Genomic DNA, 26174 nt, shown 5'->3' with positions numbered 1-26174 from the left:
CTGGGTCATTAATAAAGCTTATTAATTAACTTATTAATTGTGATCACCTATATATTGTATAGATTCAACACCAACTGCTCAAGCAAACCACGTAATGCATTGAAAACAATCTCATAACCCGCATCAAGCAGTAGATAAGCCGTATTATTAAGCATTATTAATGAGTAAATGTAGGAAACCCAATTGAGCAGCTTAATACCTCTGGTCAACACCTGAAGACTTAATAATCTATTTCCTCTGTAAATAATCTTAGCAGTCATATCGGCGTCGCTCGAGTGATAGGCCACCTTAGATGATGATAAGTCCCTAAATACCGCCTTTAATTCATTCCGTGTAAGCCCTATTGATAGGAATGCCCAGTTACGGGAGAAGCCTACCTCAAGACGCGGCATTAATGGTAGCGAATCAATAACGCCCAAGTCCCTTAGTGCCAGTAACTTTCCCATCATTATTAATTGATAGTCCCTATTAACCACATACTCAATGCCACTTAACGAATCCCTTAATTTGAAACCCCCCTACCGATGGTTAAATTACCTTCACCGAGTGTACCCACCATTGGCTTAATCACCTCATAGTCAGTGGATAGGCACCCCCCCCAGTCTCCGCACTACCATTTATTGGTAGGGATTTGAGGACGTCATCGTCGATTGCCATTGACGAACCCGTAATAGCGGACCCACCAAGATCTGTTATAAGCAGTAGTGACTCGGTATTCTTACCTGCATCATTCCCATTAATCACATAATGACCCGGGAATAGGGTGGCCCTATAAATACTTATGCAATCACCCGAGTCTCTTGGCAACATCTCGGAGCCCACCACGATCCTATCATACCTACCCTAATGCCATGTTCATTCACTGAATCCACCACTAATACCTTGCCTTCATTAATCATTACCGAGCTCAACCTCACACCCAATATACTAATCCCAAGTATGTCCTCGAGGTACTCCCTAGTGAATAACTTAATGGACTCCCTGTTTATGATATTAAGCGATGCATGCGGTATTAGGTCCGTCACTATTACATCACTCTGGCTCTCCGTGAGTATTGTAACCTCGTGACCATCCTTAGCCAGGTACTGTGCGTAAATGGCCGTCCCCCCCGGGTTTAATCCTATAATCGCTATTCTCATCGAATAAAGCATTAATTTAATTACTTAAACTTCATTTTCCTCGAATGCGTAGGTTAAGTATTAAGTCAGCAATCGCGTTGGTCGACCAGGAGTTGCGGCCCATTAGGGATACCGTTATTGATATCTCCGATGATGAGATAACCGGTATTGGGAGGATCCCAGGCAGTAATAACGTAGTCGACTTGGGAAATACATTACTAATGCCGCAGTTAACCAATGCGCACGTACATGTACTTGATTACTTCCTAATGGGCGTATTCAATAAGTACTACATTGATGACGTGGTTGGTGCACCGTACGGCCTAAAGTACTATTACCTACGTAGAGTTAACCCTGAATCGTTAAGAAATGGGTTGGCCATGGTTTTCCGTAGAATTAGGAATTACGGCATTGGTTGTTTATTGGCTATCATTGAGTATGGCAGGTTATTTACGGACGTAGTAATTAACGAAGCTAGAAGGGCAGGTTTATGCATAATACCGCTGGCTGAACCTAGTGCATTTAGAGTTTATGTTAAACCTGGCGAGGAGGAGGACGTGGATGAGGGATTTGAGGATGATGTTAGGTACTTCGTTGATAATGGGCTTGGTGTATCACTTATATCGCCACTTAACTACACAATGGCTGAGTTAAGGCTTGTCTCTAGGTTGAGTGGTTCACGTGGACTACCAATTAGTACGCATGTGTCTGAGACCGAGGATACGTACCTTGATAACGACCTAGGTAGGGCATTAACCACCCTAGTGACTGGTAACACCGTATTCGTACATTTAACGCAGTTAAGTGAGGAGGACTTGGCAAAAATACCCACACTACCCGTGGTCACGTGCCCAAGGTCTAATATTGAGTTTGTTGGTAGGTTGGCGAGGGTAGGTGCAATGTTGAGGAGGGGGGGGTTGAAACCATTAATTGGCACTGACAATGTCGCGTTAATAGAACCTGATCTTTGGGATGAAATGAAGGTAATGAAGCTTCTAATGAATGGTGAATTGAATTCACACACAATACTTAACATGGCCACCTCCTGGGCTTGGTCTTGGGGGGGCTTCGGCTACATCATAAGGGAGGGGGGGAAACCATGAGGGGTGTAGCTCTACGCATTGGGTATGAGAACATAAGCCTGGACTATGTGTATGAATACCTAACGACCCGCATATCCAGTGGGGGGGATATTGTGTACTTAATCGATGGCTCAAGCATTACCAGGATCACGTAGCCCCGCGCACTATCTTAATGGCCTTCCTAATCCGATACCTTGTTTTTGGCGTCAGTAATGATATGACCATGTTGTTGAAACCATTAATCCTAATGTACTCGGAGGAACCCGCCTGGACCTTAATGCCGTATTCCATGTATGTTTCAGGCGTCTCAACGCCTAGTATTAGGCTTGCGTCTTTAATCCAGTTATTACTTATGATGACCTCCATTTGACCATCCCTTAAACCAAATCCCATCCTCAATGAATTAAGCGCATCCTCAACCCTACTTACCACGTGGTATGCCCACTCACCAACGTGATTAACGTTTACGAACTCTGCCCAATAATAATCACTATCAAGCACCATCGCCAGGGACATCCTCAACTCCTCATCTTCGCCAAAGACCTCCTCGTAGATTCTCCACTTGCCTATTGCCACCTGAGCCATAGACCAAAGCCTTGACTGAACATCAGCCCTCTCGCTGACCCACTTGGCTGGTGAGCCTAGCCATGATGTTGTTGGTATTTCTTTGATCTCATCATGAAACTCCTTAATGGTTGATGGCCTAATGGGTGTTATGTAACCATCAGACCTAGCCTGTGATAAGTACATCATTATTTTCTCAAGCAGGAGTGCGGCGTATGGATTTGGTGTTGGTAATATCATCCAGTTCTCACCATCTAATGCCACCGTCACCACCCCCCATCCCCCCCAACATAGTTAGATCTCATCATTAGTTCAATGATTAGTCTCCTTGCATTGACATCGGCTTCCTGGGCATTACTGGCCTTGTTCAGTTGAAAACTCAGTAAGTCACTGAGTGCTGTATCCCTGAACAGTATTATTAGGCAGTCGTGCCTATAAACCTTGTATATGGAACTCCTGTCCTTAATGACCTCGCTCATGTGATACACACTATCGAGTACTGTAAACCTAATACCCTCATCACATAGTATGCCCTTTAATTTCTCAGAGAAGTAGAGCTCCGGCAGCCACATACCCACCGCATCCACGCCCAGCACCTTCTTAGTGACCTCCTTACCCCTGCTTAACTCCCACCGTAGTAAGTCGTCAATACCAAACCGCTCAACCAAGTAACCAGCTATGGGGGGGTGCGCTATGAAGCTCGTTAGTACCTCTATGACACCATCACTTGCTAATTTCGAATACGTGCTAATCGCCTCCCTAATTAGGGCCGTCCGTGGGTCCCAAGGACCAATATACTCGCTAGGTCATCATCCTCAATAAACACACCATTACTTAGTAAGTCATTCCATTGCCACAGCAGGCTTGGGCTTAGGTTATAAGTTATAGAGACCCTATACTTATTCACTAACCTGGCATGCAGTAGGTAGGGACCACGTCATAAATTGGGTAGAACTCTGGGGACCAAGTGTGTTGGAACGCCCAGGGTCCGTGATAAACGCCGCTTGGGTATTTATGGATTGGTTGATGATTGTGGAAGACCATGATAAATCTTAATGGAGTCTCCGGCTTATTAATGACCATTAGCGGTACCCTGGCCTCCGACCCACAGCACTTGGCGTTAATTTCGTAAATACCAACATTGGCTATCCTTATGTAATCCACAACCTCTGACTCGGGAGGTATTACACGCAATACCCGCCTAGTTACTTCCTGGGAATCCTTAATCACCGTTAGTTCAACATCCTCCCCCCCACTGGTTAATCCCTTCACCACTACATTGATTGCTATGTCCTCACCTGGTTCGTATAGCGCCTTATTCGTTATTAATTCTATGGACACCATCTTCACTACGGATTGGGTAATTATATAAGTGCTTCTTGCTGTTTTCAATTCCTAATCCACGGACCAAGAATAGAGAAATTTATTAATATGGAAATTGACCAATGATTTTTGTGGAGGTTGGTTATGAGTCGAAGATAAGGACGATAATGCAGGCATTACATTCATTGGCCGCCATTGACAAAGAGCGGGCAATAAGACTTGAGGATTTGGCCAGGATTGTTGGACTAAGGGTTGATGAGGTTCGGAGCATTGTCGACAGACTTAAGGTGCTTGGTTACGTTAATACAATTAATGATTCCGTACACCTAACATCAACTGCAATAATTAAATTAAGCAGCATCTACTGTTGAGCCTGTGGTTAAGGTTTTACATATATCGACCGAGTACCCACCGCACAGGGTCATTGGTTCACTTGCCTTCCAAGTCAGGGACTTAGTTATGAGCCTATCCAGTAAATACGATATATACCTAATACATCCAGCTAATTTTGATGGTAATTACATGGATGGCAATGCGCATGTATATGCAGTGAGCGATAGGTGGTTTAGTGACGTGGTTACGTACATGCACTACCTACTGGTTGAGATACTGTCTAGGTCGCCCTACGTAATACCCAGGGATGTGGATTTCGTGCATGCCCATGACTGGATTGCGGCGGTTATTGCCAAGGTCATTTCGCAAAGGCTTAAGATACCATACATAGTCAGTGTGTACTCCACGGAACCCCCCCTCAGATCTGGCGATGGCATAAGCCTATTAAGCCTAGCAATAAGGGATTGGGAAAAGCACGCCTTCTCTTCGGCGTTCCGTGTAATTGCTCATAATAAGTCAGCGTATGAATCCCTCAGGGTTCATTACGGAATAAACGCGGTTGAAATCAGGTCTATTAATGACGTTAGGGCTATTTACGAAGAGATCAGTCACCAACGCGCTCATCAGTGACTTCAGTCCGTCGTCAGTTCATCACAACTAAGTAATTTTGCCACACCCTTAATAAATCCCATTGCTTCGCTAGGATTAATACTTAATAACTTATTAGTAGTTATGTCCACTGTTTATTATGGGCGAAAAACAATGCAATATTGAGGATATTAAGAAGGCCGCCGAGATCCTGATCAACGCACACCACGCAATAGCCTTCACGGGCGCCGGCATATCCACAGAATCAGGTATACCTGACTTCAGGGGTCCACAGGGGGGGTTATGGAAACAATATAGCCCTGAACTGGCAAGCATTGATTACTTCCTACAGCATCCAAAGGAATTCTGGTTATTTTATAGGATGAGGATGAGTACATTATTCGCGGCTAAGCCAAACAGGGCGCACCATGCCGTGGCCGAGCTCGAGAAGTTGGGTATTATCAAGGCGGTCATTACGCAGAATGTTGATGGGTTACACCAGGCAGCTGGGTCCAGGAACGTGATTGAACTTCATGGCACAATGAGGAGGGCGGTGTGCCTTGCCTGTGGCCGTACGTACCCGATGGATGTCGTTATCAAGAAGATAGATAGTGGGCAAATACCGCCACTTTGCGATGAGTGCGGCGGTATTCTCAAGCCAGACACGGTGTTATTTGGTGAACCTGTTAAGGATTTTGACAGGGCCAGAGAACTAGCCTTAATGAGCGATGCAGTCCTAGTCATTGGTTCCTCACTATCTGTTTATCCTGCTGCCTACGTGCCAATATTTGTTAAGGAGATGGGTGGTAAAGTAATTATCATTAATATGGAACCCACGGAGCTTGATTACATCGCCGATGTTATCATACAATGCAAGGCCGGCGACGCAATGACCCTACTACTTAAGGAGATTAAGGATAGATTGGGGATACAGTAATACCCTAATAATATGATAGCTTGTAATGCGTATACGTAATGTTTACGTATACTGAAATATGTAAATATTATGAGGGTATTATTTCAGACCATACTCCAGTAGTTATTAGATTCTTCAGGGGATCTCTAAAATGCTCTCTAAGTCCCTCATTGAATTTAGTAACATCGTGATTTCCAAGTTTCAACTCCATATAGCTCATGGACTCGGCAATCTGAACAGGCTACGTAAATAATCACTTAATAAGTATTTAAGATAATTCATTCGCTTACTTAAATAGTACTCATCTCTGAATAAATTATCAATACTTAATAATGCATTAATCAACTCCTCCTTTACAGATTCAATTCCCCCCCTCATCAACCGCCGATATGACTAACTGGTAGTAATAAGTACCTGGTAGGTAATCTCTATCCATATCTATTGTATACGTTAGCCCCCCCTTATTCCTGAACCTCGACATTAGGTATGAACTAAGCCCACTCACCAGGTGGAATTCCAGAAGTGATGACCTTATCGAGAGTAGGAATGGGTCCTCATTGTTTACGTTGTACTGCCAGGAATACGACAAATAAGCAGACTCAACGGGTTTCTTAATGATTATGGGCTCTCCCTTACCAATTGTTGGTTCCTTTTTGCGGCTTGCCTTACCATCCCACTTATTGAAAATTTCCATTATTTCATTAATCGCCATGTTTATAGGACCCACCATGCTTATCACGATGTTATCCGGCGTATAGTACGACTCAAGGAAATCCACAATATCCCTTACGCTCATTGATGAGATACTTTCCTCAGTACCAATAATCGGGGGGGCTCCATAATCACTATCTCCAAACAATGCCCTGGGCCCTAGGTCGTAAATCAGCGTACCTGGGTCATCATTCCTCATCTTTATCTCTGAAAGTATGACCTTCCTCTCCCTCTCAAAATCCTCCTCGCTCACTCTCCTGTTACTGAGCATCTTATGAATAAGTCTCAGTAAATTCCTCAATTCACTTGGTATTACCTCGAATAGGTACATGGTGAGTGTTCGCTCAGTATACGCATCAGACACACCTCCAAGGCCCTCTATCTCCAGGTCAATGTTTGGGTATGCCCTATAAACAATATGCTCAGCGAAGTGGCTTATACCCCCCTCATATCCTTATCTTCGTAAATTGATCCTATGCCCACCCCCCCAATGGCTATTCCCACAGTTGGAGCCTCAATCCTACTCAGTAATAGCCTGAGTCCATTATTTAGAACGTATTGTTCTATCTCCACCGTCATCGATTTTAAAAGGGGGGGAATTTAAAGCAATACACCTTTCAACAAACCCTCTTGCCCACTTGTTCATCCTGTGGCTTATCAATCGTTATTATCGTAGGGTTCTTCTCATCGCAAGAAGCCAGTATCATTCCCTGACTCTCATAGCCAAAGATCTTCCTACTCTCCAAATTCGTGACCACGACCACGTACTTATTAATTAGATCCTCAGGCCTGTAAAACTCCGCAAGCCCCCGTAATTATTTGCCTCCTCTCGTCACCAACATCGACAATAAGTCTCAATAATTTCTTTGAACCCTGAACCCTCTCCGCATGTATTACCTTACCAACCTTAAGCACTACCTTTTCAAATTCAGCCCTTGTTATAGTTTCCGTCGACACAATAACAAAGGCTAAATACCCACTATTAAATATTGAGTTACGTACTAAATACTTATTAATGAGCCCTGTAGATACTACCTGTGGTTAAGAGATACTTCCTTAGCAATAAGGACATTAAGGAATTAAGCAACGCAGTTGGTGAACTAGGCCCAATATTCAGGAACGCCAAGAAGGTTGAGGTTTATGAACTCAACGAAGCAACAACTGTATACATAATTGATGATAAACCATTGGTGGCGAAATTAACCGTAAAAGTTGACGCAAACCAGAGGGAATACGTAATACCACTACTAATGTACTTCTACCTGAACCCAACGTACATGCCCAACTACCCAATGATTACCGTCGACGACGGCGCAGTGCCGCACATAGTCAATGGAGCAGACGTAATGAGACCAGGCATTAAGGACATAAGCGGCAACTTTGGTGCCGGTGATGTATTACTAATTAGGGATCTTAAGGGCAGGTACATAGCCATTGGGATATCGCTCATGACAGCAGACGAAATAAGAAACGCAAGCAAAGGCAAAGTCATTAAGGTAATACACCACCTAAATGATAAATTATGGAACCTCGCAAAGGAATTGCTCAAGACACAAAGCTGATACATCACTAAGTGCTCTTATCCTTACCTACCCTTATCCTATCAATCAGAGAACTTTATATCGCATACATTCTATTCTCTTTAGAGAATATCGAGAATGGGAAATTGAAGATAACAAACAAGGTCACCCTACACCCCCCCTAACCCCCCCAAGGCAAGTTTTTACATATGTAATAAACACCAGTGAGGCACTTGGGGTTAGGGAGCTTGCGAGGATGGCTAGGGCTAGGAGGGCTAGGAAGGCTGGGGGGAGGGCTTCTCCAGTCCTTGCACTCCCTGCTTGGTTCAGGAGTTGATTGATTACTTGAGGAGTACTGGTGAATTGTGTCATGAGGGTAGGAGGGCTGTTGTTACTTGGGTTCTTTGGATTGAGGTTGTGAATAAGAGGAGGGCTTTGATGGAGGTTGTTCAGGAATTGAATGAGTTATTCAGGAAGTATGCAAGGGACTATAGGGAGAGGATTACAATGTACCAGATAATGCATGCCTGGAACCACTGGGTTAGCAGGGGGGGTAATCTACCCCCCCTGTCCTGTAGGCATGTGAGGGAGGCATGTGGTACTCATGATGCCCCCACCCCTAGATTGTTAGGGAGTATTGGTAATGGTTTTTGATGGGGGGGAGTAGTTATTTAAACCCTGCCACTGCAGGTTAAAAACAGGGTGTTTAGTATGGGTTGGGGGGGGAGGAGGTTGGGTATTGCCCTTGGCATCATTGCCCTACTGGGCTTGGTGGTTTGGATCCTCATGCCTGGCCTAATCTACCAACTCCTTGGGATTATCTATACTAGTACTACCCCCCCAAATGGGTATAGTGTCAAGGGTAATACTATTATTGTCACTAACCTTGGGGGCTATTAACATGCCAGTTAGGAATGATACTACTTATGTCTTTTATTGGACTTTAACATATACCCCCCCACTCTTGAATACCACAACCTTCCCAGACAGTGACTTGATTGTACTCCAATTCATCCAAAACACTACCCTACTCAACACTGGTGTGACTACTAGTTTTGTTAGTGGTGTTGTGAGTATGGGAATGCCAACACCAACTAAGGAGGCTTTAGTGCCATTAAGCAATTACCCAATGCCTGAGTGCATGGGTAATTGGACTATTGTAGTACTCCCACTGAGGATTATTCATCAGCCAGATTGGAAGTACTATGACTTCTTCCTAATGATTTATCATGATAATGAATTAGTGTATGAGGGGTATGGTGTTTATAAGTTTGACCTGAGTTTATCATTAATCCCAAGCAGTATTGCTGCTGTTGAGACCCCCCAGCAAATGATGCTCTACCTAGTACCCCCCCACCACCAGAGACTGTTAATAACTGCTGGCATTTAATGAGGGTGCCCCCACCAGGTATTCCAGTTAGGCTTCCAAATGGGACTGAGATAAATGGCCCATCACTAGTGAACACCACGTATGACTGGATTGCATTTTCAAATGCATGGGAGGGTGGTAAAGTAGTATTCCAACTCTATGAGCCTGGCACAGCAATGTATGATTGGGCAATGAGCCAGTGGGTTGACTTCAAGCAGTCAGCAGCCTATGAGGAGTTCGTGGCCTGGGCTATTAGGCAGTATAATGCTGGGGAATTATTCAATGAAGTCACCAGTGCGGACATTGGAACACCACCAACAAATACAACACAGGTAGTGGTAACACTGTCATTCTATAATTGGACTAATCCATACACTGGTTGGAGTTGGGAATTATACAATGTTACTTCCCCATTCACAGGGGGGGCAATGGTTGAGGAGACCCTCAAGGCAATGAACATAACACCAACCCCCCCAAGTCAAGTAATGATCAATGGGAATAATGCCACACTAGTCTTTAATAACATACCATTTGGCACTACAATAAACATTACATTGCCAGGTGGTAGTTATGAGGGAACATCCAACTGCTGGGCTTCAATACTTAGGAATGTGGCTGGGTATTACATACTCACTGGTATTCCAAACCCAATTTCAATCCAGGCTTATACTAACTTGAATGTTGATTACATTGTAGTGTATGCTCCAGAATACACTGCAGGAGTCTGCACCTTCACTCCATGATTCAAGCCTTAATTATTAAAATCCTATAAAATCCCCCCCAAATTCTTGTTCTTTCTCTTTCTCATTCCTTGAATGCTAATTAGTCCTGTTCTTTAAAAAAGGCTTCACTAACATGAGGCTTTCACTGCCCCCCTACTGGCCCTTGGATTGCTAGGCCTACTACTCATTATGGTAATTACTGCAGTGCCAACCCATGCGATGATTATTCAGTGGGTTGATTTTTACCAGCAAATAAACTTACAACCACAGTTTCAGGGTTGGAATATTACCATTCCAAGCCAATATGCCTATAGGCTTGTGTGGATGTCCTACTCACTAAATACTTATGCCAGGCATAATTGGGATTACATATCTGCAATTTATACGTATGATACATGGGTTTGCCTAACATACACTGGTAATCAAATAACATCAAGTCAGATTTATTTTCAAGCGGAGATTGTGGAAGTACTTTTTACCCATTGATTGTGATAGGGCCTTCATCACTACCTGTTGTTAATGTATTCTACCCAGCAGGCGGGAGTAGTTATCCAAATAACCAGAATGGAGAGGGAAAATCTCCAGAACCAGTGCCTTATTCCTCAAGTGGGCTTATGTATTACGGAATGTTCCAAAGTTCTGCTTATTTAATTAATTACTTATTAGGTACTGGTACTTTTTACTTAACACCAGCTAGTCTTGCCTTATATGCTACTGAGCATGTAGTAACATATGACTATTTCCTTACTAGAGCGTTTGGTTATTACTTTTACAGTGATTACCCATTAAATCCTGTTGCTAGTTTGTCTACTTCTAATCATTTTGTAAATATATATGTATTTGCACAACGTGCTTATAGGGAGGTTGCTGACGCTGCATTAAATGTAACAATTGATGGGTACTCTTTGAATGCAGCAACTGGGGGGGACAGTATTGGGCGTTCTGAAAATTACATTGCAAACCAGCCAATTCAGCAAGCATCATTATTTTCATTTTCTCAAGGATCAATAGATTTATTACAATCACTTGGTAAGTTCAATTGGGTAAGTTATAATGTATCATTTTCATGGTCAGCAACAGTGTATGCCACTGACTTTGTCATTGTCCAGGCAGTCACTACCCTGCCCAATGGGCAGTCAACCTCAATCCCAGTCCAGTACTGGAACCCAACAATAAGCATTAGCTTAAATAAAGTCCCAAGCCAGTGGAAGTCACTACCATTCTATTCTAACTTTGCTAGAGGCACTGTTGTTAGTAATGGGCAGGTTGTTAGCCAAGTGGCTTGGCTTGACCAGAATGACCAGCCTTTGGCATTGCCTACGTTGCACCATACAGCACTGTGCAGGTCAAAGCACCCTCCTACATCCTTTGGGAGGGAATGAACTGCACATTTAATGGGGGGGCCACTGGAGGTGCCTCATACACCATCAGTGGTAATACTGTTACAGTCACTGACCAGATAACCAGTGATACTGTCATTAAGTTGAATTATAATTGTATTGGTGGTTTGATTAAGTTCACCAGCAACCAGACTAACCCAAGTACTGGTACCATGGTTGGGAAGGTGAATGTTCAGATTGTAAATGGTAGTAGTGGTTCAATTCTTTATGAGGGTACCTACTCACTGCCTCAGGAATTCCCACTCACTGTTCAGGACATTATCCAATTCCAATTCCAAAACGTGACTGCCCCATACAATAGCACTTGTGTTGCCAAGTACTACCCAGTGGGTGTTAATATTACCACACAGGGTGTTGAGGTTGCCTACACACCAAGTGGTAGTCCATTAACATTTATTGTCAATGGGCAGTTTAATATATTAAACCATAATGGTGGGTCAATAACAGTACTAAAGACCACAGGGAGTTCCACATATACTGTGATTGTTGAGGGCCTCTTCAATGAGACTATTGTATGTAATACTGCAAACCTTACTATTCAGGCATATGGTTCAAGCATTGGTTATTTGAATAATTGCGTGCCAATTAGTTATGATGTTATTAATGGTACATATACAGTAGCTAATGGTACAAATTATGCCCCATTTAATTTAACCATTCCCATTGGTAGTAATGTAACACTACAAGCCCCCCAGTCAGTGACTTGTGGGCAGTACACTTGTACCTTTGCTGATTGGAGTGGTTTAGCAAGCTCTGGGAGTACTAATATTACATTCAATGTCACAAAACCTGGTAATGAGACTGCTATTTACCAGTGTACTTCTTCATCATCAATATTACCTAATACTTGTCCAGACTTTATGAATATTTTACCAAGTAATGTATTCTATACTCAGTGGAGTTGGAGTAGTAGCAGTACCCACACTGGCAGTGTAAGTGCTTGCTATACATACACTGAAACATGTACTCAAACATGCTATGTTGTGAATGCTACTACTGGGTCTTATAAATGCTTTACATCATGTTATCATAAAATTACATGTAATAATCCTGGGCCTAACACAATTAGTGGTAATGACACTGCTCCATCAGGCACTGAGTACACTACTTACTTAATTGAGGTGGGTACACTGCTTAATCCGCAAATGGGGGGGGAGGGCTCAATGCCCTACTGTGGTGCCCTTGTCCAGCCTGGCACATTGAGTATTCAGTATAGTGGTTACTTGAGTACTAATAATCCAATGAATGAGGGTGCCTATGCAAGTGCGAGTGTTAGCCTTCTATTCTCTTTAGAGAATATCATGGTAAGCTTAGGTTTTCGTTGAGTCGTAGGACTGAGAATGGTTTTGAGACCTTCTATTCTCTTTAGAGATTATCTCGGGCATGCGCCATCACCCTTGTAGGATCTTCCTTACTTCCTCCACCTTCTATTCTCTTTAGAGATTATCGTAGTCCTGCGAATGGGTTCGTAAACGTTAATGGCGTAGCCTTCTATTCTCTTTAGAGATTATCAGCATGGGTTTACATTACAATCCTTAGTACCATAACAGTAATAATCCTTCTATTCTCTTTAGAGATTATCTTGGGTTTGTTATTGGGAGGGATAAGATGGAGAATTACTACCCACCTTCTATTCTCTTTAGAGATTATCCACAAATAACAAAACATCTTCTTCATCCGCTAAATCATTCTTAAGACCTTCTATTCTCTTTAGAGATTATCACATTCTTTCTCTCTTGGATACAGGAGCCATGGTTTTTGTAGCTCCTTCTATTCTCTTTAGAGATTATCACTAATGTTAGTGAATACGACTTACACACTAGTAGTATGTAAAGGCCTTCTATTCTCTTTAGAGATTATCATTTAATCGATAGAATTCTAGTGGTAACCAACGTGGGTTAAGCACGCCTTCTATTCTCTTTAGAGATTATCCGCATCGGCATCACTATCAACGATGGTTACATTGACGGATACGTCCTTCTATTCTCTTTAGAGATTATCTTGAGTACGCCACCGCCCGCCCCCCCAAGCAACGAAAGAGCCGCCCTTCTATTCTCTTTAGAGATTATCGGAGGGGCGTCAGGGTCCTGGACATCGGCTGTGGTGACTGCCTCTACCTTCTATTCTCTTTAGAGATTATCAAAACCAACATCACCTAATACATGCTTTATTATCTCCCACGGACTTCCTTCTATTCTCTTTAGAGATTATCTGAGACGTTACTTTATAAGCTTTCTTATAAGCCTTTCTTCGCATGGGTTTGCCCATCATTGGAAGAGGTATGCCCACGGACATCCATGGTGCGTGCTTGTTCCCACGAACTGCCCAACGACGGTAATTCACGTTCTAACAATTACAATCAATCCCACATGAACATACCTGTTCCCACGACCCAACCACACCACCAATAACCACCTCCCACACCACAATCAATCCCACATAAACGCGGGTGTTCCTACGTTTTAGGGGTTTTCATTTATGTAGATTTTTCGTAGTCTGGTTCTCTGGGTTTATTTGTTGTGCTGTGAATTACTTGTGGTTGTTTAGGAGGTTTAGTATCCTGAGTATCTGCATGAAGTCTGTATCGTTTCTCGTGGATTTGTATCTCTTGATTGTATTTCGTAGTTCTTCGAGGTTTATGCTTGTTCCTATGGCTAATTTAACGTGGTGTTGGATGAATCCCTTGCCCATTATTAGGGCGTTTAGTAATTGGGCTACATTACTAACCCTACTGTTTAGGCTGGCGCTTTCGAAATCGATTATAAAAGCCTTGTTGCTGCTAATGATTATGTGGTCCTGCGGCCTACTTAATTCATTATGCGCCAGGCCTATGGAATCTAACCTACGGCATTGCCAAAGGAGGTCTGTGAGGATGGCCCTTATTTCCGCCGGGCCCGCGGTGGTTATGTACTTCTGTATGGGTATGCCATTTATCAACTCTATAACTAGTACGTTGTCTGTGTACCCGAATAGCCTTGGCCCAACACCTACGGAATTCGCAAGCCTTAGGTAATAGCCCTCATTTAGCAGGTTTGGCCTGGGTGAATCAAAGCGCCTAACCTTGCAGGCATAATAATTATTATTAATTCGGCATTTAAATACGAGACTATTCTGGCCCTTACCCAGTAGCCTAAAGCCCATGAACTCGACAGCCCCCCATCACTAAGGACTTCAGCCACGCCTAGTCTCGATAGTTCCCCCCCGAGTACAAGATCTACGTAGCCCCCTCGGGCAGTTAATGCGTTCACATATCCCAGTGAATACCTCGTAATTAGCCATTGAAGTAACTTAATTAATGGCATTAATATTAAGTAAACTAATTGATGAGGAAGACAGGCCTCTGAGGTTTAATGGTGATGAGGAACTCGGGTTTTACTGATGAAGCCCATCTTTAATATGGGCATCATTATAGGACATTGTGGACTTGGTGCTTTACGTACCGAGGATTGAAGCATCAATGCCCATACTAAGGAATATACTATTGATGACTGCTAAGCGATATAAGGCATTGGCATTACCATTGCCCAAGGAATTCTGCAGATTGGCTATTATGAATCCAGGCGAGTCCTTTGGGCTCCTTACGGGACTTGGGAATTCATTCGTTAGGCTCTGGGGGGGTTGGGTGCCGGCATTCCTTAGGGATATCATGGTTATCGAGCCTTTAACTACCCTTGATTGCTATGATAGTATTGATAGGCTTAGGAGATTTGTGGATTTAGGCGTTGAGATTGCTAGGTTGGTAATTAGGTTTAGGCTTAGTGGTAGGGTTGATTATGACGAGTGGTTAAGGCTTTTTAGAAGGAATATGATTTCCTTGGTACCGCCGGATCGGCCTGTTGTTGTGATCGATGATTATGCGTATTTCATAGAGAATTATACCAGGGTTAGTAATGTTATTTTGCTAGGGCCGTTGATACCGACGCCCATTGATCTGGTGGCGCTTATAACAAGTGGTAAATTAAGCATTGATTACCTGGCAGGGGGGGCCGTTAATTATGCCATTAGTTACATAGGGGGGGATTACGTGGTTGTGAGTAGGGATTTAACGGAGGCGTTTTTACGGTTGATCAATAACCGTGAATACATGAGCTTCGTTAGGTCGGCAGGATTACCAATAATTACTTAGTACTGCGTGGGTATAACCCTGATTGCCGAGTATGGGCAGTTACTTTGGCAGGAGAAACACCCTGAGCATAGTGAGTCATTCAGTACCCGTGCCTTATCCCTTAACCTGCCTGTTAATACACCCTTTGGGCACACGGTCCAGCATATCCCACATCCAATGCAATTACTCAGTACTTCAATCCTTAGTCTAAAATTCATTAGTGAGGACAATTACGCATTGCTTAAATAGTTACTGCCCAGTTTCAGGGGCACAATGCTTTTAAGACCTCACTTACTCAATCGGCGAGGTGATCTTTATTGCCAAGCTACAACTCATCAAGCTGGGGGAGAAGAGACCTAGGGAGAAGTGGAGGAACTTCACTGACTGGTTCAACTGGGTTATAATGGAGACGGAGGTTTATGACTATAGGTACCCAGTGAAGGGCGCGTATGTCTGGAGACCGTATGGTGTGAAGATTAGGAGACTCGTTGAGTCATACGTCAGGTTTGTTCATGATGAGACAGGGCATCAGGAGGTGCTGTTCCCCCCCGTTTTCATACCCTATGAATTCTTCTCGAAGGAGAGCGAGCACATTAGGGGGGTTTGAGAATGAGGTCTTCTGGGTAAGTAAGGGTGGTACTGGTGAGGAGAGGCTTGTGTTAAGGCCTACCAGCGAAACGGCGATGATGCCCATGTTCAAGCTGTGGATTAAGGACCACACAGACCTGCCATTTAGGGTTTACCAAATAGTTAGTGTGTTTAGGGCTGAGACTAAGGCCACGAGCCCATGATCAGGCTTAGGGAGATATCGATGTTTAAGGAGGCCCATACGGCACATGCGGATAGGGAGGATGCGGAGAGGCAGGTTAGGGAGGCCGTGGAAATTTACAAGAAGATATTTGATTACTTGGGAGTACCCTACCTAATCAGTCAAAGGCCTGAGTGGGATAAGTTCGCGGGTGCCGTGTACACGATAGCCTTTGACACGGTAATGCCCGATGGAAAAACAATGCAGATTGGTACCGTTCATTACCTGGGCACGAACTTCTCAAGGGTCTTCGATGTTAAGTACTTAACGCCGAATGGTGATTGGGAGTACGTGCATACCACGAGTTATGGTATTTCAGAGAGGGTTATTGCGGCGATGATTGCGATACACGGTGATGATAAGGGCCTGGCATTACCGCCCAACGTGGCGCCGATACAGGTCGTGATAGTTCCAATAATGTATAAGGGCACGGAGGAGGCGATAATGAGGGAGGTTAGGTCAATAACGGAGGAGCTAACCAACGCTGGTGTTAGGGTTAGGGTTGATGATAGGACCGATAGGACGCCTGGTTGGAAGTATAATTATTGGGAGATGATGGGTGCGCCACTCAGGATAGAGGTTGGCCCTAAGGATGTTGAGAGTAGGCAGGTTGTCCTGGCCAGGAGGGATACCATGGAGAAGTACGTTGCGCCGCGTGAGGGAATTGCCGACACAGTTAGGGAATTGCTTAATGCAATAAATGATAACATGAGGAATATGGCATGGGAGTTCCTGAGGTCCATGACGGCTAAGGTAACTACGGTGGACGAGGCCAGGAAGCATCTTGACAGTGGCGGTGTCGTTGAGGTTCCCTGGAGTGGCGATAATGATTGCGGAATGAGGATACAGCAATTGCTCGATGCCGATGCATTGGGCGTGCCTATGGATGAGGATGCGAGTAAGGACATTGGCGGCTTAAAAGACCTGGCATGCAGTGATAAGCAGGCGAGTTACTGGTTAAGGGTTGCGAGGAGGTATTGAGTCAAAAACCTTATAATAACTTGACATGCTTGGTTGTTTTGATGAAGACCTCATTACTAATTGCGGTAATACTAGTGGTAGTGGTGGTTGCCGGTGCCGTTGCGTACCTCGCCATATCAATGAATGAGGGGGGGCCCCAATCAGCTCTCCTAAATGCTAAGAGGTTGCTTTCGAGGAATGTCACGGTGACTTATGACTTCGTGATTGGTTCAACATTTATGATAAATAATATAGTTCAGGGTGTACCTAATGTTCCATTTCCGCCAGGACCGTTGATGGGCATTATTACGATTTCTAGAACACCGGTAGATGATGCGATGGTGATAAACGGCACATTGGCAATTAGGCACTATATAGGGTCGGTATTAACTTTGGCCTGGCGCTTTGGAGGTATGGCAATGAGTATTGCTACGCAATAGCATTTAATTTCATGGGTCAACAAACAGAGGCTCATTGTGTACCTTACATAAATCTCACTAAGTACGTAGTACTCACCCTAAATGAAAGCAAGTACATAGGGGGGGAGGGTAGCTGGAATGGTAAGACCACGTACTGTTTCACGGCGTCAATGTCATTAAAGCAAACCAGGGTGAGCTACAGGGAGTGCCTATGGTGATTAATGTGACGGAGATATGCCTATTAAGTAATGGCGTACCAACGAACATAACGATGTACATATACCCAGCGCGCCAGGGTATGGTTAGTAATGTACTCATGAACATAAATATGACACTAATTAACTACTCATTCACGTTTAATCAGAACGAATTCTCACAAATAACGAGGGGGGGCTTGTTCCATGATCCACTAGGACCTTAGGAATCACCGCACCAATCTAGTGGCTTTTTAATCCTCCTTAAAGCGTTATTTATTTCGGGGGGGTATTGGTACGTCATTATGAATAAGAAGTATTCCTTAACGCCATAGTTAATCCTAATCACAAATCCACCGGGGGGCCGTAGGTGGGCGGCATAAAGGTTGGGGGGGGTGGAGGTGGTATTGGCGGTGGTGGAGAAGGTGATGATTGTGTAGGCGGTATATACTCAATAATGCACGGATTAAAGTCCTCAACACTCATTTTATGCTCGTCACCATCATATGTGAGGAATGATACGTAGTCGTCATATATCGTGAGCTCTGTAATTAGGGATCTACGCCATTTAATTAACTTCATCGTTCTACGTAGACTACCCACGAATATTACTAGGAAGAACAATTGAAGTATGAAAATAATTATTAGCCAGGTAACCTGGCTCAGCATCATGCTTAATAGGGTTCTTGGTATTAACATAAAGGTCATAACATCAAATAAAACCCAAAATAGGACTATGATGAATAGGACCGCCATGAAGCCGGTAATGCTAAGGGGGGGTGCGGATTTAATCCTAAGTATTGGCTCACCCATGTGAGGGTCATTAAATAAGTCCTTTAAATAATTTGCATTGGGCTATAGTGATTAGGGTAATGAACTGCCTTGACCGAACTTATTACTTACGGCCTTGAGTATCTTTGTCGTACTACAAAGTGGGCAGTCCACGTAATCATTGAACCTAAGGACCTCGATATTACCCAAACCCCCCCTCTTTTTTAATTCCTCCCTTAATGAATCCTCATTAAACGGCTGATTAGGCCCGAGCAGTATTATGTTTGGCCTCTCCTCCTCAACAACCCTAAACATGTCACCCTCATAGCCAAGCCTGGCCTTATGAACATAAACAATATTACTAACAACCTCCAACCTCTGGTTTTCAGGTATGACCACGTCCCTACCCTTGATCTTCTTAACCGTGGAGTCACGGGCAATAACCGCGACGACACGGCCGAGGGTCCAGGCATGCCTTAGGTAGGCTATGTGCCTGGGTGTATTATCTCAAACGTGCCTGCCACGAACACCTTATTCTGAGCCCTCTTGATCAGGTCATCGGTCCTACTCCAATTAAAATGGGCCATTCCAAGGAGCCTCAATGCATCGAGTAAGCCCTCGGCGTAGGCTATTGCCGCCAGTGCGGTAAATTGGTCACCCCCCCTTGATAAGTAATAGATTGAGTCCTTTAGGTATGCCCTGGCTATCTCGATTACTTCATTCTTAATGCCCTCCCTTTCTATTTGATCAAGTGCGTTGGCCACATTCCTTATGTATGCATCAATCCTTATTTCAGGATTGACGGCCTCCATGGTATTACGTAATGCCTAATCCCTATATGGTTAATAAACCTTCCAGCGTAATGATAAGGAGATTACCGCCGTAATGTTTAATCAGTATGTGATTAAGTGATGCCATTATTCTCTGAGTGTTTCCAGGGATATGAAGGTCTTTGTATCCTCAATACCCTCCATCATACTGAGTACACGTAGTATATCGTTAACGTTGACCTCCCTGGTTATTAGTATTAAGTCATAATCGCCTGAAACCCTGTAGGCCTTCTCGATGGGTAACTCCTTAATCTTTTCGTAAATTATTGTCCTATATCGAGGCTGGACCTTAACGAGTATTATCGCTTCATTGGAGCTCATCCTCAATACCCTAAGTGCCTTGTCAGTGACGTCAACGAATTCACGGCCAGTCCTTATCAACCCAAAGTCCTTAAGTTTCTTAAGGTGTACACTGAGTGCCTGCCTAGTCATCCCCCCCAGCTCCCTCGCCAGTTCATCCTGGTCAGCATATACTGTGTATACCTTAAGTGGGACGGCCTTTTTAAGCAGGTATTGAAGCACTTGCAGCTGTCTTTCTGTTAGTTGTCTCTCAATCTCGGCCGGTGTTGTCTCTCCACTTGATGTGGTTATGGAAGCCATAGTAATCTACCAAAATGAGTATGTAGCTCTAGTATAAAAAGGTTATTCCTAAATATTATATGTGACCTATCACACACTCCGCCGTAAAAAATAAAGGCTATTAATTACATACTGGTAATAATTTAATTATCCATTATGTTGAAATTCTCCACTAAATAAATAATGGTATAAAGAACACTCTAAGGATTAAAGACGCTGAAATAATTATTAACGTGATAATAACCGCGAAGTCGAATAATTTAATTGCCAATCTTAACTTAGCTGCGTCAGGCACCATTATGCCTCCATTAATTCTATACACGCCAACCTTCTCTAGCATGATCTCCAGGGCACCAGCAAAGGATGCCATGGGCCAACCCGAATTAATACTTTTCGCGTTATCGTGTTCGTGAATAGCCACTTTGATACTGTTTCTCCAGTTCAACCCCATTAGTGCGGATGCCACCGCAATTATTGCTGAGGACAGCCTTGCGGGTACATAGTTCAGCACTGTATCAACCCTGGCGGAAAACCAACCAACATCCTCATACGGCCACCCCCCCTTATAACCAACCACCGAGTCCATGGTATTGGAAAGCCTCTGTAGCAAGGCTCCTGGTAGTCCAAGCAATGCGAAGTAAAATAGTGGTGAGAGGATACCATCGACGAAGGACTCAGCGAGACTTTCAATAACAGCGGATATTAGGTGGGGGGGCGTATCCAAATCCCATACGTTCCTCCTGACTATTTCCTGGGTCAGCATGCGGGCCTTATCTAGATTCCCTGCCTCAATATTCCTTAATATTCTCTTGGCATAATTTCTCATTAATTTTATGGAAAATGTCAATTTCAGGATATAGGCATAAACTATGATCCCCACCACGACATTAACCATTATTAAGATGCGCGGTATTAAGTAGTAAATGATCATTGTTGGGATAACGGAAATAAACCATAAGAATACGCCAAAGAGCTTATTGCCTGGCTTAAATAATTTGAATGCAATATTGCCACTAATAACCACGGGATGTGTTTTTATGAATATGCCCCTGGGCTCGCCGAGCACGGTATCAAGTATTACCGAGGTCATTAGTATCGTAACGTAGTATAGCATTAATACCTCGAGCATGGTTGCCTCACAAAACTACCCTATTGGCCTTGTGTTTTGTATGAGCCATGGTAATAAATCTCTGAAATACGTTATAAATGTCTCGAGTTCAAACAAAGGTCTCAACACCTCAGCTTTTCGACAAGTCTCACTTACTGTAGTTAAAATTTCCCTATAAATCACGCCCTCAGTAAAAACCACAGGCACTACCTTACCTGGGCAATGATGCATTAAGTAATTCCTGATCGTAGGCTCAATCTTGAGGAAGGCAATATCACGGATATTCAGCCTACTTACATCATTGAGGAACCTTGGATCATTATCACCGTGAAGCACATATAAGCCAGGTCCAAGGCTCAGTAGAAAATCCCTCACACGTGGCCACCTAAGTAGTGGTGGTGTCTCGAAACTTGTCATTGTAACTGCCAGGTCATAATCCTTACCATAACCAATGAACAATGGTATGTATACATCACCACTCACCTCATTTATTAAGGGTTTAGAAAATGAGGTAAATGCATAGTCAATGCCGACCCTATCTGCAAAATGCTTTACACTATTTATGTAACCGGGGTCCCGCGATCCATGAAGCACAATAACAATCCTCACATGGCGTCGATAACCCACTTAATGTAATGCATATTAAAAACTTAATACCTCATGAACCAGGAATGAGAATGAGAATCAAGGTCTCGACACTTGTACTCTATTATCCGGCCGTACTAATGATCGCGGCATTAAGCACGTTAATTGCAGTGCTAGTGCCAAGTTACTACGCCCTACTCCCGGAGTTTATATTATCCATGTTGTTTATTTACGTGTTGGCTAGGTTACGTAGAGGACTAGGCATTAGCTACGCCTATGTGGTAGTTGTAGCAATAATAGTACTGATTAGCTACGCGTCAGTTTTCCTGATAAGGCCTGGTCTTGTTTTGAATAAGGCATTTATGGAAATGAGGCAGAGTATGGTTAAGGGCTTTCTCTACGTTATTATTTACTTACTCGTATCATTATTGCCCGATAGCGTTGCGGATCTAGTCGGTACATTGCCCATTTTTATTTTTATAACCGCCATTGCCGTGCTAGAGCTCAGATTGAAGTATTACCTACTGACCAGTGTTCTGACTGGTATGGTTGGTATTGGTTTTTCTACGGTAATTCTAACCCTAATATACAACAGGGTTATTGTGACTTATGGATTATCAGCAATGACCATGGGGGGGTTACTGGGTGCTGTTTTAATGGCGTCATTAATAAACATTGTAAGGGGACCAATTAGGCTTATGCATGCCTTCAATTTTCTAATAATGCTATACACGGCGTATGAAACGCTGTGGTTATTAATACCAATACCGCCCGTGCTTGTGATAGGTAATATTGGTATTAATAGGCTTGGTCACTTCATAAGTTTTCTCGCTGGGGGGGTTATTGTTGCAATATTTATAACCCAAGGATAGGGATACCACTTAATGAGTAGGGTGCAGGGAGTTAAGGCATGGCACATTTTATATGGGATAAGCCTACTACTGTACCTAATCAATGCGAGCCTAACTATTTACATTCAATTTGAGTATTACGTAAACCCGAGCTTCATAGAACCCGTGATGGCTCTTTTACCTCCAACATACGTATCCCAGTTAAATGGTGATTTCCAACTTGGCCTTTTCGGGATAGTGGGTACCGTATCGATAATTCTAGTGCTAATCATGATGTACATAGTAGTTAATACATTGCAAGGTAAAGCCCATGAGGTAGGTAAGTCCGTAAAGGTGACTTTACTGGTCCTATTCATAATACAGATTTTCCTAGGTAATGTTGGGCTTATACTTGGGTTAATAATTGGCCTTATTAGTCTCGCGTTAATGAGGTGATCAACATAACGAAGTTACTTGTGACGGGTGGTGCCGGTTTCATAGGCTCTTTCCTAGCGGAGAGACTTGTGGAGGAGGGTTTCGATGTGCTTATTATTGATAACCTAAGTTCAGGTGAGTTAAGTAGGCTTAGGAATGTTATTGATAGGGTTAAGTTCATTAAGGATGACCTAAAGAACTTAAGCGACCCCGGGGGGGCATTTAGGGGGGGCGTTGACACGGTGTTTCACCTAGCAGCTAACCCAGAGGTTAGGATATCAGTAACCGAACCCAGGACACACTTTGACGAGAATGTTGTGACTACGTTTAACGTGCTTGAGCTATCCCGTAAGTACGGGGGGGTTAAGAATATCGTGTACGCATCATCAAGTACTGTATATGGCGATGCCAAGATCATACCAACACCTGAAGATCACCCAATACAACCAATAAGTGTCTACGGTGCTGCCAAGGCGGCTGGCGAGATTATGTGCGGAACCTACGCAAGGCTCTATGGAATTAACTGCGTGGTCCTCAGGTACGCGAACATTGTTGGGCCTAGGCTTAGGCATGGCATAATCTACGACCTACTAATGAAGTTGAAGAAAAATCCAGGCGAGCTTGAGGTCCTTGGTGATGGCACGCAGGAAAAATCATACCTATACATAACCGATACTATAGACGCCACATTAAAGGCTTGGGAATATGCCGTGAAGAACGGCGGTGCTTACACGTACAATGTTGGGAATTGGGACTCAATAAGTGTTAGGGATATAGTGAGTATAGTCATCAAGGCATCGGGCTTCAACCCAAGGATCAACTATAAACCAGCAACACCCGATGGGAGGGGGGGTTGGCCTGGCGATGTTAAGCGGATGTTATTATCAATCGATAAGATAGTCAGGGAGGTCGGCTGGAGACCAAGCATGAGCAGTAGGGAGGCTATTGAACTCACCGCCAAGTCACTAGCTGAGGAGCTTGGTGTTGGTAATGAAGGTGCTCATTCTTAGGGCCTCGGGAAAGATCAGGCCAATTCACGTTAATGGCGTCGACGTAATTCAAGTACCAGTCATTGACATCGTACCCAATGAGGACGTGATTAGCAAGGTCTCACTTAACGGTGTTAATTACGTGATTATAATGAGCACCACCGTGGTGAGGTACGTTAGCGAAAAGCTACGGCGGTTAAATAATGACGTGAAGGTAATCGGTGTTGGTCCACAAACATGTAACGAGGTGGAAAAACTGGGTGTTGCATGCATAGTGCCTAGGGAGTTCTCGAGCTACGGTATAATAGATATGATGCGCAGTTTACCGCGTGGTAAGGTCGTGGTATTAAGGTCACTGAGGGGGGGTAATAATTATGTCATTAACGAACTTAGGAAACTAAATTACGATGTAATTGAGTATGGGCTCTACGATGTGGGGGGGCCAAACCCCCCCGTGGGTGTTGAAATTACGTGCAGGCTCATTAATTATGTTGACTATGTCGTCTTCATGAGCCCAATGACCTATGAGGCAGTGAGAAACTGCGTCAGGGATAAGCTTAGGGGTAAGTCCGTTATAGCCATTGGTAGGGTTACGGAAAGCTACATGAGGAGTGATGGCATAAATCCCCCCCTAACTCCAAGCGAGTACACGCTAAATGGTGTTTTAAGGCTATTAGTGGGTCACTTAATGACGAGTAATGAATCGCCTGGCTGAATCACAAAATCATTACCTGGGTTAAGAATGACCTCACCACCCCTGATCACACCAATGACTAAGTAATTCAACCTAGACTTAACCAATTGCATGACCTCCATGAACCGCCTCCCAACATACTCACTGGCCTCCATTAAGCCAGGTTACCCCCCCTATTAATTATGTTCATTAATACTGAGGATAACCCACGATCAAAGACCTCATTGGCTATCATGACAGTCGTGAAGGAGCCCAGGGATATCACGGAATTAGCACCGGCACTCAGGGCATAGTCCCTATCAGTCTCATTAAGAACCTCAGCAATTATGTATGCGTTGGGGTTCAACTTCCTGACACTCATGGTTAACAATATAACCTTCGCATCCGCGGTCTTGACATCAACATCATTAAATGGGAGTATAACCACGGTGAAAGCCCTATCTACGCCAGCCCTCAATAAGTCATTAGTATTAAATGGATCACCATGAACAAACTCAACATCACTAGGTAATGACGGCGGCCTATCGCCATTACTTATATATAGAATATCAACGACCTCACTCCTCCTGTTCATTAATTCCTCAATAACATTAATAACCCTCAACGACCTATCAACATCACCAATAATAACGACATGCCTACCCTTTGAGGTTGCATGATGACCCATACCCCTCGTTATCGCTATGTTCGTTAGTTCCGTGGCTATTGAAGCCGTTAATAGACTTATCGTAGCAATACCCACAGGCATAATAACCATATCCACTAACTTTCCAAGGTATGTATTAGGGACGACATCGCCATAACCAACGGTCGTTATGGTCTCCATAACAAACCAAACAGCATTAAAGTAATTATTAAACCCAGGGTTCTTGCCGTGCTCGATTAAGTACATTACGAGAGCGCCAACAAATAAAATAACCAGGAATAGAATTAACGAATAAAACACAACGCTTCGAGTAACCCTACGAAGCTTCTTCAAAATCCTTAGAACAGTGATGGGTATGACCATAGCTAGAAAGACCGGACCAACGACCTTAATAAACCTAATCAAATAATCACACAATACCGTGGTGGGCCCGCCGGGACTTGAACCCGGGATTTCGGGCACGTTGACGTGACTCCCGCGCGTCAGGCTTGTACGGGGCATCAGCCCCCTGGGCATCCTACCAGGCTAGACTACGGGCCCCCCCGTTGATTCCTTAACTGTGTTGTTTTTAAGGT

38 protein-coding genes, 1 tRNA gene, 2 pseudogenes and 1 CRISPR repeat array are annotated in these 26174 nt (G+C 43.7%); of the genes and pseudogenes, 20 read left to right on the top strand and 21 right to left on the bottom strand.

Annotated elements, in window-relative coordinates; genetic code table 11:
• Positions 1–47: 47 nt before the first annotated feature.
• The 3 genes from JCM11216_RS04955 to JCM11216_RS04945 form a co-directional block, all read right to left on the bottom strand.
• Positions 48–476, bottom strand: coding sequence for a hypothetical protein (locus tag JCM11216_RS04955; protein WP_054853491.1), 429 nt, complete (start codon positions 474–476; stop codon positions 48–50).
• Positions 477–567: 91 nt separating this feature from the next.
• A complete protein-coding gene (locus tag JCM11216_RS04950; protein WP_243675217.1) occupies positions 568–744 on the bottom strand; it encodes a hypothetical protein in 177 nt (58 codons plus the stop codon).
• A gap of 35 nt (positions 745–779) precedes the next feature.
• Positions 780–1139 carry a hypothetical protein gene (locus JCM11216_RS04945; protein WP_054853489.1) on the bottom strand — a complete coding sequence of 120 codons (360 nt, stop codon included), beginning with the start codon at positions 1137–1139 and terminating at the stop codon, positions 780–782.
• 44 nt (positions 1140–1183) lie between these two features.
• On the opposite strand from JCM11216_RS04945, the gene JCM11216_RS04940 reads away from it, so the two are divergent.
• Positions 1184–2221: an amidohydrolase family protein gene (locus tag JCM11216_RS04940; protein WP_243675216.1), complete on the top strand. Its 1038-nt coding sequence runs from the start codon at positions 1184–1186 to the stop codon at positions 2219–2221.
• Complete coding sequence (locus JCM11216_RS16470; protein ID WP_243675215.1) at positions 2218–2355, top strand: hypothetical protein; 138 nt, start codon at positions 2218–2220, stop codon at positions 2353–2355. Before JCM11216_RS04940 ends, JCM11216_RS16470 begins: the two co-directional genes overlap by 4 nt.
• On the opposite strand, the gene JCM11216_RS04935 is transcribed toward JCM11216_RS16470, so the two are convergent.
• Genes JCM11216_RS04935 through JCM11216_RS04925 form a run of 4 tightly spaced genes read right to left on the bottom strand, consistent with a single transcriptional unit; the run spans position 2348 to position 4108 of the window.
• Complete coding sequence (locus tag JCM11216_RS04935; RefSeq protein ID WP_243675214.1) at positions 2348–3034, bottom strand: hypothetical protein; 687 nt, start codon at positions 3032–3034, stop codon at positions 2348–2350. The genes JCM11216_RS16470 and JCM11216_RS04935 overlap by 8 nt on opposite strands.
• Positions 3031–3480 carry a hypothetical protein gene (locus JCM11216_RS04930; RefSeq protein ID WP_243675246.1) on the bottom strand — a complete coding sequence of 150 codons (450 nt, stop codon included), beginning with the start codon at positions 3478–3480 and terminating at the stop codon, positions 3031–3033. The genes JCM11216_RS04935 and JCM11216_RS04930 overlap by 4 nt, the downstream gene beginning before the upstream one ends.
• A 47-nt stretch (positions 3481–3527) precedes the next feature.
• A complete protein-coding gene (locus tag JCM11216_RS16465; RefSeq protein ID WP_243675213.1) occupies positions 3528–3671 on the bottom strand; it encodes a hypothetical protein in 144 nt (47 codons plus the stop codon).
• A complete protein-coding gene (locus JCM11216_RS04925; protein WP_054853486.1) occupies positions 3671–4108 on the bottom strand; it encodes a hypothetical protein in 438 nt (145 codons plus the stop codon). The genes JCM11216_RS16465 and JCM11216_RS04925 overlap by 1 nt, the downstream gene beginning before the upstream one ends.
• Positions 4109–4209: 101 nt before the next feature.
• On the opposite strand from JCM11216_RS04925, the gene JCM11216_RS04920 reads away from it, so the two are divergent.
• From JCM11216_RS04920 to JCM11216_RS04910, 3 genes are all read left to right on the top strand, one after another.
• Positions 4210–4458 (top strand): hypothetical protein, encoded by a 249-nt coding sequence (locus JCM11216_RS04920; RefSeq protein ID WP_243675212.1) that lies wholly within the window; start codon positions 4210–4212, stop codon positions 4456–4458.
• Positions 4459–4462: 4 nt separating this feature from the next.
• On the top strand, positions 4463–5050 hold the full coding sequence (locus JCM11216_RS04915; RefSeq protein ID WP_054853484.1) for a glycosyltransferase: 588 nt from the start codon (positions 4463–4465) through the stop codon (positions 5048–5050).
• Between the two features lie 139 nt (positions 5051–5189).
• A complete protein-coding gene (locus tag JCM11216_RS04910) occupies positions 5190–5945 on the top strand; it encodes an NAD-dependent protein deacetylase (protein ID WP_243675245.1) in 756 nt (251 codons plus the stop codon).
• Positions 5946–6285: 340 nt separating this feature from the next.
• Here the strand turns inward: JCM11216_RS04910 and JCM11216_RS16460 are convergent, their stop codons facing one another.
• The 3 genes and pseudogenes from JCM11216_RS16460 to metG all read right to left on the bottom strand — a co-directional run bounded on the left by JCM11216_RS16460 (position 6286) and on the right by metG (position 7592).
• Positions 6286–7023 (bottom strand): pitrilysin family protein, encoded by a 738-nt coding sequence (locus JCM11216_RS16460; RefSeq protein WP_243675244.1) that lies wholly within the window; start codon positions 7021–7023, stop codon positions 6286–6288.
• 47 nt (positions 7024–7070) lie between these two features.
• Entirely contained in the window at positions 7071–7214 is a 144-nt protein-coding gene (locus JCM11216_RS16455) for a hypothetical protein (protein ID WP_243675211.1), read from the bottom strand.
• 38 nt (positions 7215–7252) lie between these two features.
• Positions 7253–7592 (bottom strand): annotated as a pseudogene (metG, locus tag JCM11216_RS04900) (methionine--tRNA ligase subunit beta).
• Positions 7593–7672: 80 nt separating this feature from the next.
• Between metG and JCM11216_RS04895 the strand changes: the two are divergent.
• From JCM11216_RS04895 to JCM11216_RS04865, 6 genes are all read left to right on the top strand, one after another.
• Complete coding sequence (locus JCM11216_RS04895) at positions 7673–8197, top strand: DUF1947 domain-containing protein (protein ID WP_054853482.1); 525 nt, start codon at positions 7673–7675, stop codon at positions 8195–8197.
• Positions 8198–8488: 291 nt separating this feature from the next.
• Entirely contained in the window at positions 8489–8809 is a 321-nt protein-coding gene (locus JCM11216_RS04890) for a hypothetical protein (protein WP_054853481.1), read from the top strand.
• A gap of 48 nt (positions 8810–8857) precedes the next feature.
• Positions 8858–9055, top strand: a complete 198-nt coding sequence (locus tag JCM11216_RS04885) for a hypothetical protein (RefSeq protein ID WP_243675210.1) — start codon at positions 8858–8860, stop codon at positions 9053–9055.
• Between the two features lies 1 nt (position 9056).
• Positions 9057–9545, top strand: a complete 489-nt coding sequence (locus JCM11216_RS04880) for a hypothetical protein (protein WP_054853479.1) — start codon at positions 9057–9059, stop codon at positions 9543–9545.
• Complete coding sequence (locus tag JCM11216_RS04875) at positions 9545–10267, top strand: hypothetical protein (RefSeq protein WP_054853478.1); 723 nt, start codon at positions 9545–9547, stop codon at positions 10265–10267. The genes JCM11216_RS04880 and JCM11216_RS04875 overlap by 1 nt, the downstream gene beginning before the upstream one ends.
• 461 nt (positions 10268–10728) lie before the next feature.
• Positions 10729–11628: a hypothetical protein gene (locus JCM11216_RS04865; RefSeq protein WP_054853476.1), complete on the top strand. Its 900-nt coding sequence runs from the start codon at positions 10729–10731 to the stop codon at positions 11626–11628.
• A gap of 1294 nt (positions 11629–12922) precedes the next feature.
• Positions 12923–13858: direct repeats of the CRISPR family, unit length 25 nt; unit sequence CCTTCTATTCTCTTTAGAGATTATC.
• Between the two features lie 317 nt (positions 13859–14175).
• Here JCM11216_RS04865 and JCM11216_RS04860 read toward each other — a convergent pair.
• Entirely contained in the window at positions 14176–14787 is a 612-nt protein-coding gene (locus JCM11216_RS04860) for a serine/threonine protein kinase (protein WP_243675209.1), read from the bottom strand.
• Between the two features lie 277 nt (positions 14788–15064).
• Between JCM11216_RS04860 and JCM11216_RS04855 the strand changes: the two genes are divergently transcribed.
• Positions 15065–15772, top strand: coding sequence for a hypothetical protein (locus tag JCM11216_RS04855; RefSeq protein WP_054853475.1), 708 nt, complete (start codon positions 15065–15067; stop codon positions 15770–15772).
• Here the strand turns inward: JCM11216_RS04855 and JCM11216_RS16450 are convergent.
• Complete coding sequence (locus tag JCM11216_RS16450) at positions 15769–15969, bottom strand: 4Fe-4S binding protein (protein WP_054857482.1); 201 nt, start codon at positions 15967–15969, stop codon at positions 15769–15771. The two genes, JCM11216_RS04855 and JCM11216_RS16450, sit on opposite strands and share 4 nt — an antisense overlap.
• Before the next feature lie 116 nt (positions 15970–16085).
• Between JCM11216_RS16450 and proS the strand changes: the two are divergent.
• The 4 genes and pseudogenes from proS (at position 16086) to JCM11216_RS04830 (ending at position 18359) form a co-directional block, all read left to right on the top strand.
• Positions 16086–17540: pseudogene (gene proS / locus JCM11216_RS04845) on the top strand (proline--tRNA ligase).
• A 41-nt stretch (positions 17541–17581) separates the two neighbouring features.
• Positions 17582–17959, top strand: coding sequence for a hypothetical protein (locus tag JCM11216_RS04840; RefSeq protein ID WP_054853473.1), 378 nt, complete (start codon positions 17582–17584; stop codon positions 17957–17959).
• An 11-nt stretch (positions 17960–17970) separates the two neighbouring features.
• On the top strand, positions 17971–18156 hold the full coding sequence (locus JCM11216_RS04835) for a hypothetical protein (protein WP_054853472.1): 186 nt from the start codon (positions 17971–17973) through the stop codon (positions 18154–18156).
• A complete protein-coding gene (locus JCM11216_RS04830) occupies positions 18144–18359 on the top strand; it encodes a hypothetical protein (protein ID WP_243675208.1) in 216 nt (71 codons plus the stop codon). Before JCM11216_RS04835 ends, JCM11216_RS04830 begins: the two co-directional genes overlap by 13 nt.
• A 118-nt stretch (positions 18360–18477) precedes the next feature.
• On the opposite strand, the gene JCM11216_RS04825 is transcribed toward JCM11216_RS04830, so the two are convergent.
• From JCM11216_RS04825 to JCM11216_RS04805, 6 genes are all read right to left on the bottom strand, one after another.
• Entirely contained in the window at positions 18478–18945 is a 468-nt protein-coding gene (locus JCM11216_RS04825) for a hypothetical protein (protein WP_054853470.1), read from the bottom strand.
• 51 nt (positions 18946–18996) lie between these two features.
• On the bottom strand, positions 18997–19302 hold the full coding sequence (locus JCM11216_RS16445) for a hypothetical protein (protein WP_243675207.1): 306 nt from the start codon (positions 19300–19302) through the stop codon (positions 18997–18999).
• Positions 19303–19388: 86 nt separating this feature from the next.
• Positions 19389–19715, bottom strand: a complete 327-nt coding sequence (locus JCM11216_RS16440; protein WP_243675206.1) for a DUF357 domain-containing protein — start codon at positions 19713–19715, stop codon at positions 19389–19391.
• Between the two features lie 105 nt (positions 19716–19820).
• On the bottom strand, positions 19821–20333 hold the full coding sequence (locus JCM11216_RS04815; protein WP_054853469.1) for an Lrp/AsnC ligand binding domain-containing protein: 513 nt from the start codon (positions 20331–20333) through the stop codon (positions 19821–19823).
• A gap of 151 nt (positions 20334–20484) precedes the next feature.
• Positions 20485–21441 carry a cobalamin biosynthesis protein gene (locus tag JCM11216_RS04810; protein ID WP_054853468.1) on the bottom strand — a complete coding sequence of 319 codons (957 nt, stop codon included), beginning with the start codon at positions 21439–21441 and terminating at the stop codon, positions 20485–20487.
• A gap of 15 nt (positions 21442–21456) precedes the next feature.
• A complete protein-coding gene (locus JCM11216_RS04805) occupies positions 21457–22029 on the bottom strand; it encodes a hypothetical protein (RefSeq protein WP_054853467.1) in 573 nt (190 codons plus the stop codon).
• A gap of 62 nt (positions 22030–22091) precedes the next feature.
• Between JCM11216_RS04805 and JCM11216_RS04800 the strand changes: the two genes are divergently transcribed.
• Genes JCM11216_RS04800 through JCM11216_RS04785 form a run of 4 tightly spaced genes read left to right on the top strand, consistent with a single transcriptional unit; the run spans position 22092 to position 24974 of the window.
• Positions 22092–22877, top strand: coding sequence for a hypothetical protein (locus tag JCM11216_RS04800; protein WP_243675205.1), 786 nt, complete (start codon positions 22092–22094; stop codon positions 22875–22877).
• Positions 22878–22889: 12 nt separating this feature from the next.
• The gene (locus JCM11216_RS04795; RefSeq protein ID WP_054853465.1) at positions 22890–23291 is read left to right on the top strand and encodes a hypothetical protein; all 402 of its coding nucleotides are present in this window, start codon (positions 22890–22892) and stop codon (positions 23289–23291) included.
• Positions 23292–23296: 5 nt separating this feature from the next.
• Positions 23297–24280, top strand: a complete 984-nt coding sequence (locus JCM11216_RS04790) for a GDP-mannose 4,6-dehydratase (RefSeq protein ID WP_054853527.1) — start codon at positions 23297–23299, stop codon at positions 24278–24280.
• Positions 24261–24974, top strand: a complete 714-nt coding sequence (locus JCM11216_RS04785) for a uroporphyrinogen-III synthase (protein ID WP_243675204.1) — start codon at positions 24261–24263, stop codon at positions 24972–24974. Before JCM11216_RS04790 ends, JCM11216_RS04785 begins: the two co-directional genes overlap by 20 nt.
• Here JCM11216_RS04785 and JCM11216_RS16435 read toward each other — a convergent pair.
• The 3 genes from JCM11216_RS16435 to JCM11216_RS16430 form a co-directional block, all read right to left on the bottom strand.
• Positions 24941–25108, bottom strand: a complete 168-nt coding sequence (locus JCM11216_RS16435; RefSeq protein WP_243675203.1) for a TrkA C-terminal domain-containing protein — start codon at positions 25106–25108, stop codon at positions 24941–24943. The genes JCM11216_RS04785 and JCM11216_RS16435 overlap by 34 nt on opposite strands.
• Complete coding sequence (locus JCM11216_RS04780) at positions 25108–26004, bottom strand: ion channel (protein ID WP_243675202.1); 897 nt, start codon at positions 26002–26004, stop codon at positions 25108–25110. The genes JCM11216_RS16435 and JCM11216_RS04780 overlap by 1 nt, the downstream gene beginning before the upstream one ends.
• A gap of 17 nt (positions 26005–26021) precedes the next feature.
• A tRNA-Val gene (locus tag JCM11216_RS16430) sits at positions 26022–26139 on the bottom strand.
• Between the last annotated feature and the right edge of the window lie 35 nt (positions 26140–26174).

Origin of the sequence: Vulcanisaeta distributa JCM 11216 (genome assembly GCF_001315985.1) — an archaeon.
Taxonomy (GTDB): domain Archaea; phylum Thermoproteota; class Thermoprotei; order Thermoproteales; family Thermocladiaceae; genus Vulcanisaeta; species Vulcanisaeta distributa_E.
Note: the sequence above shows the minus strand (reverse complement) of the source record. Positions and strands in the feature narration are given on the sequence as shown.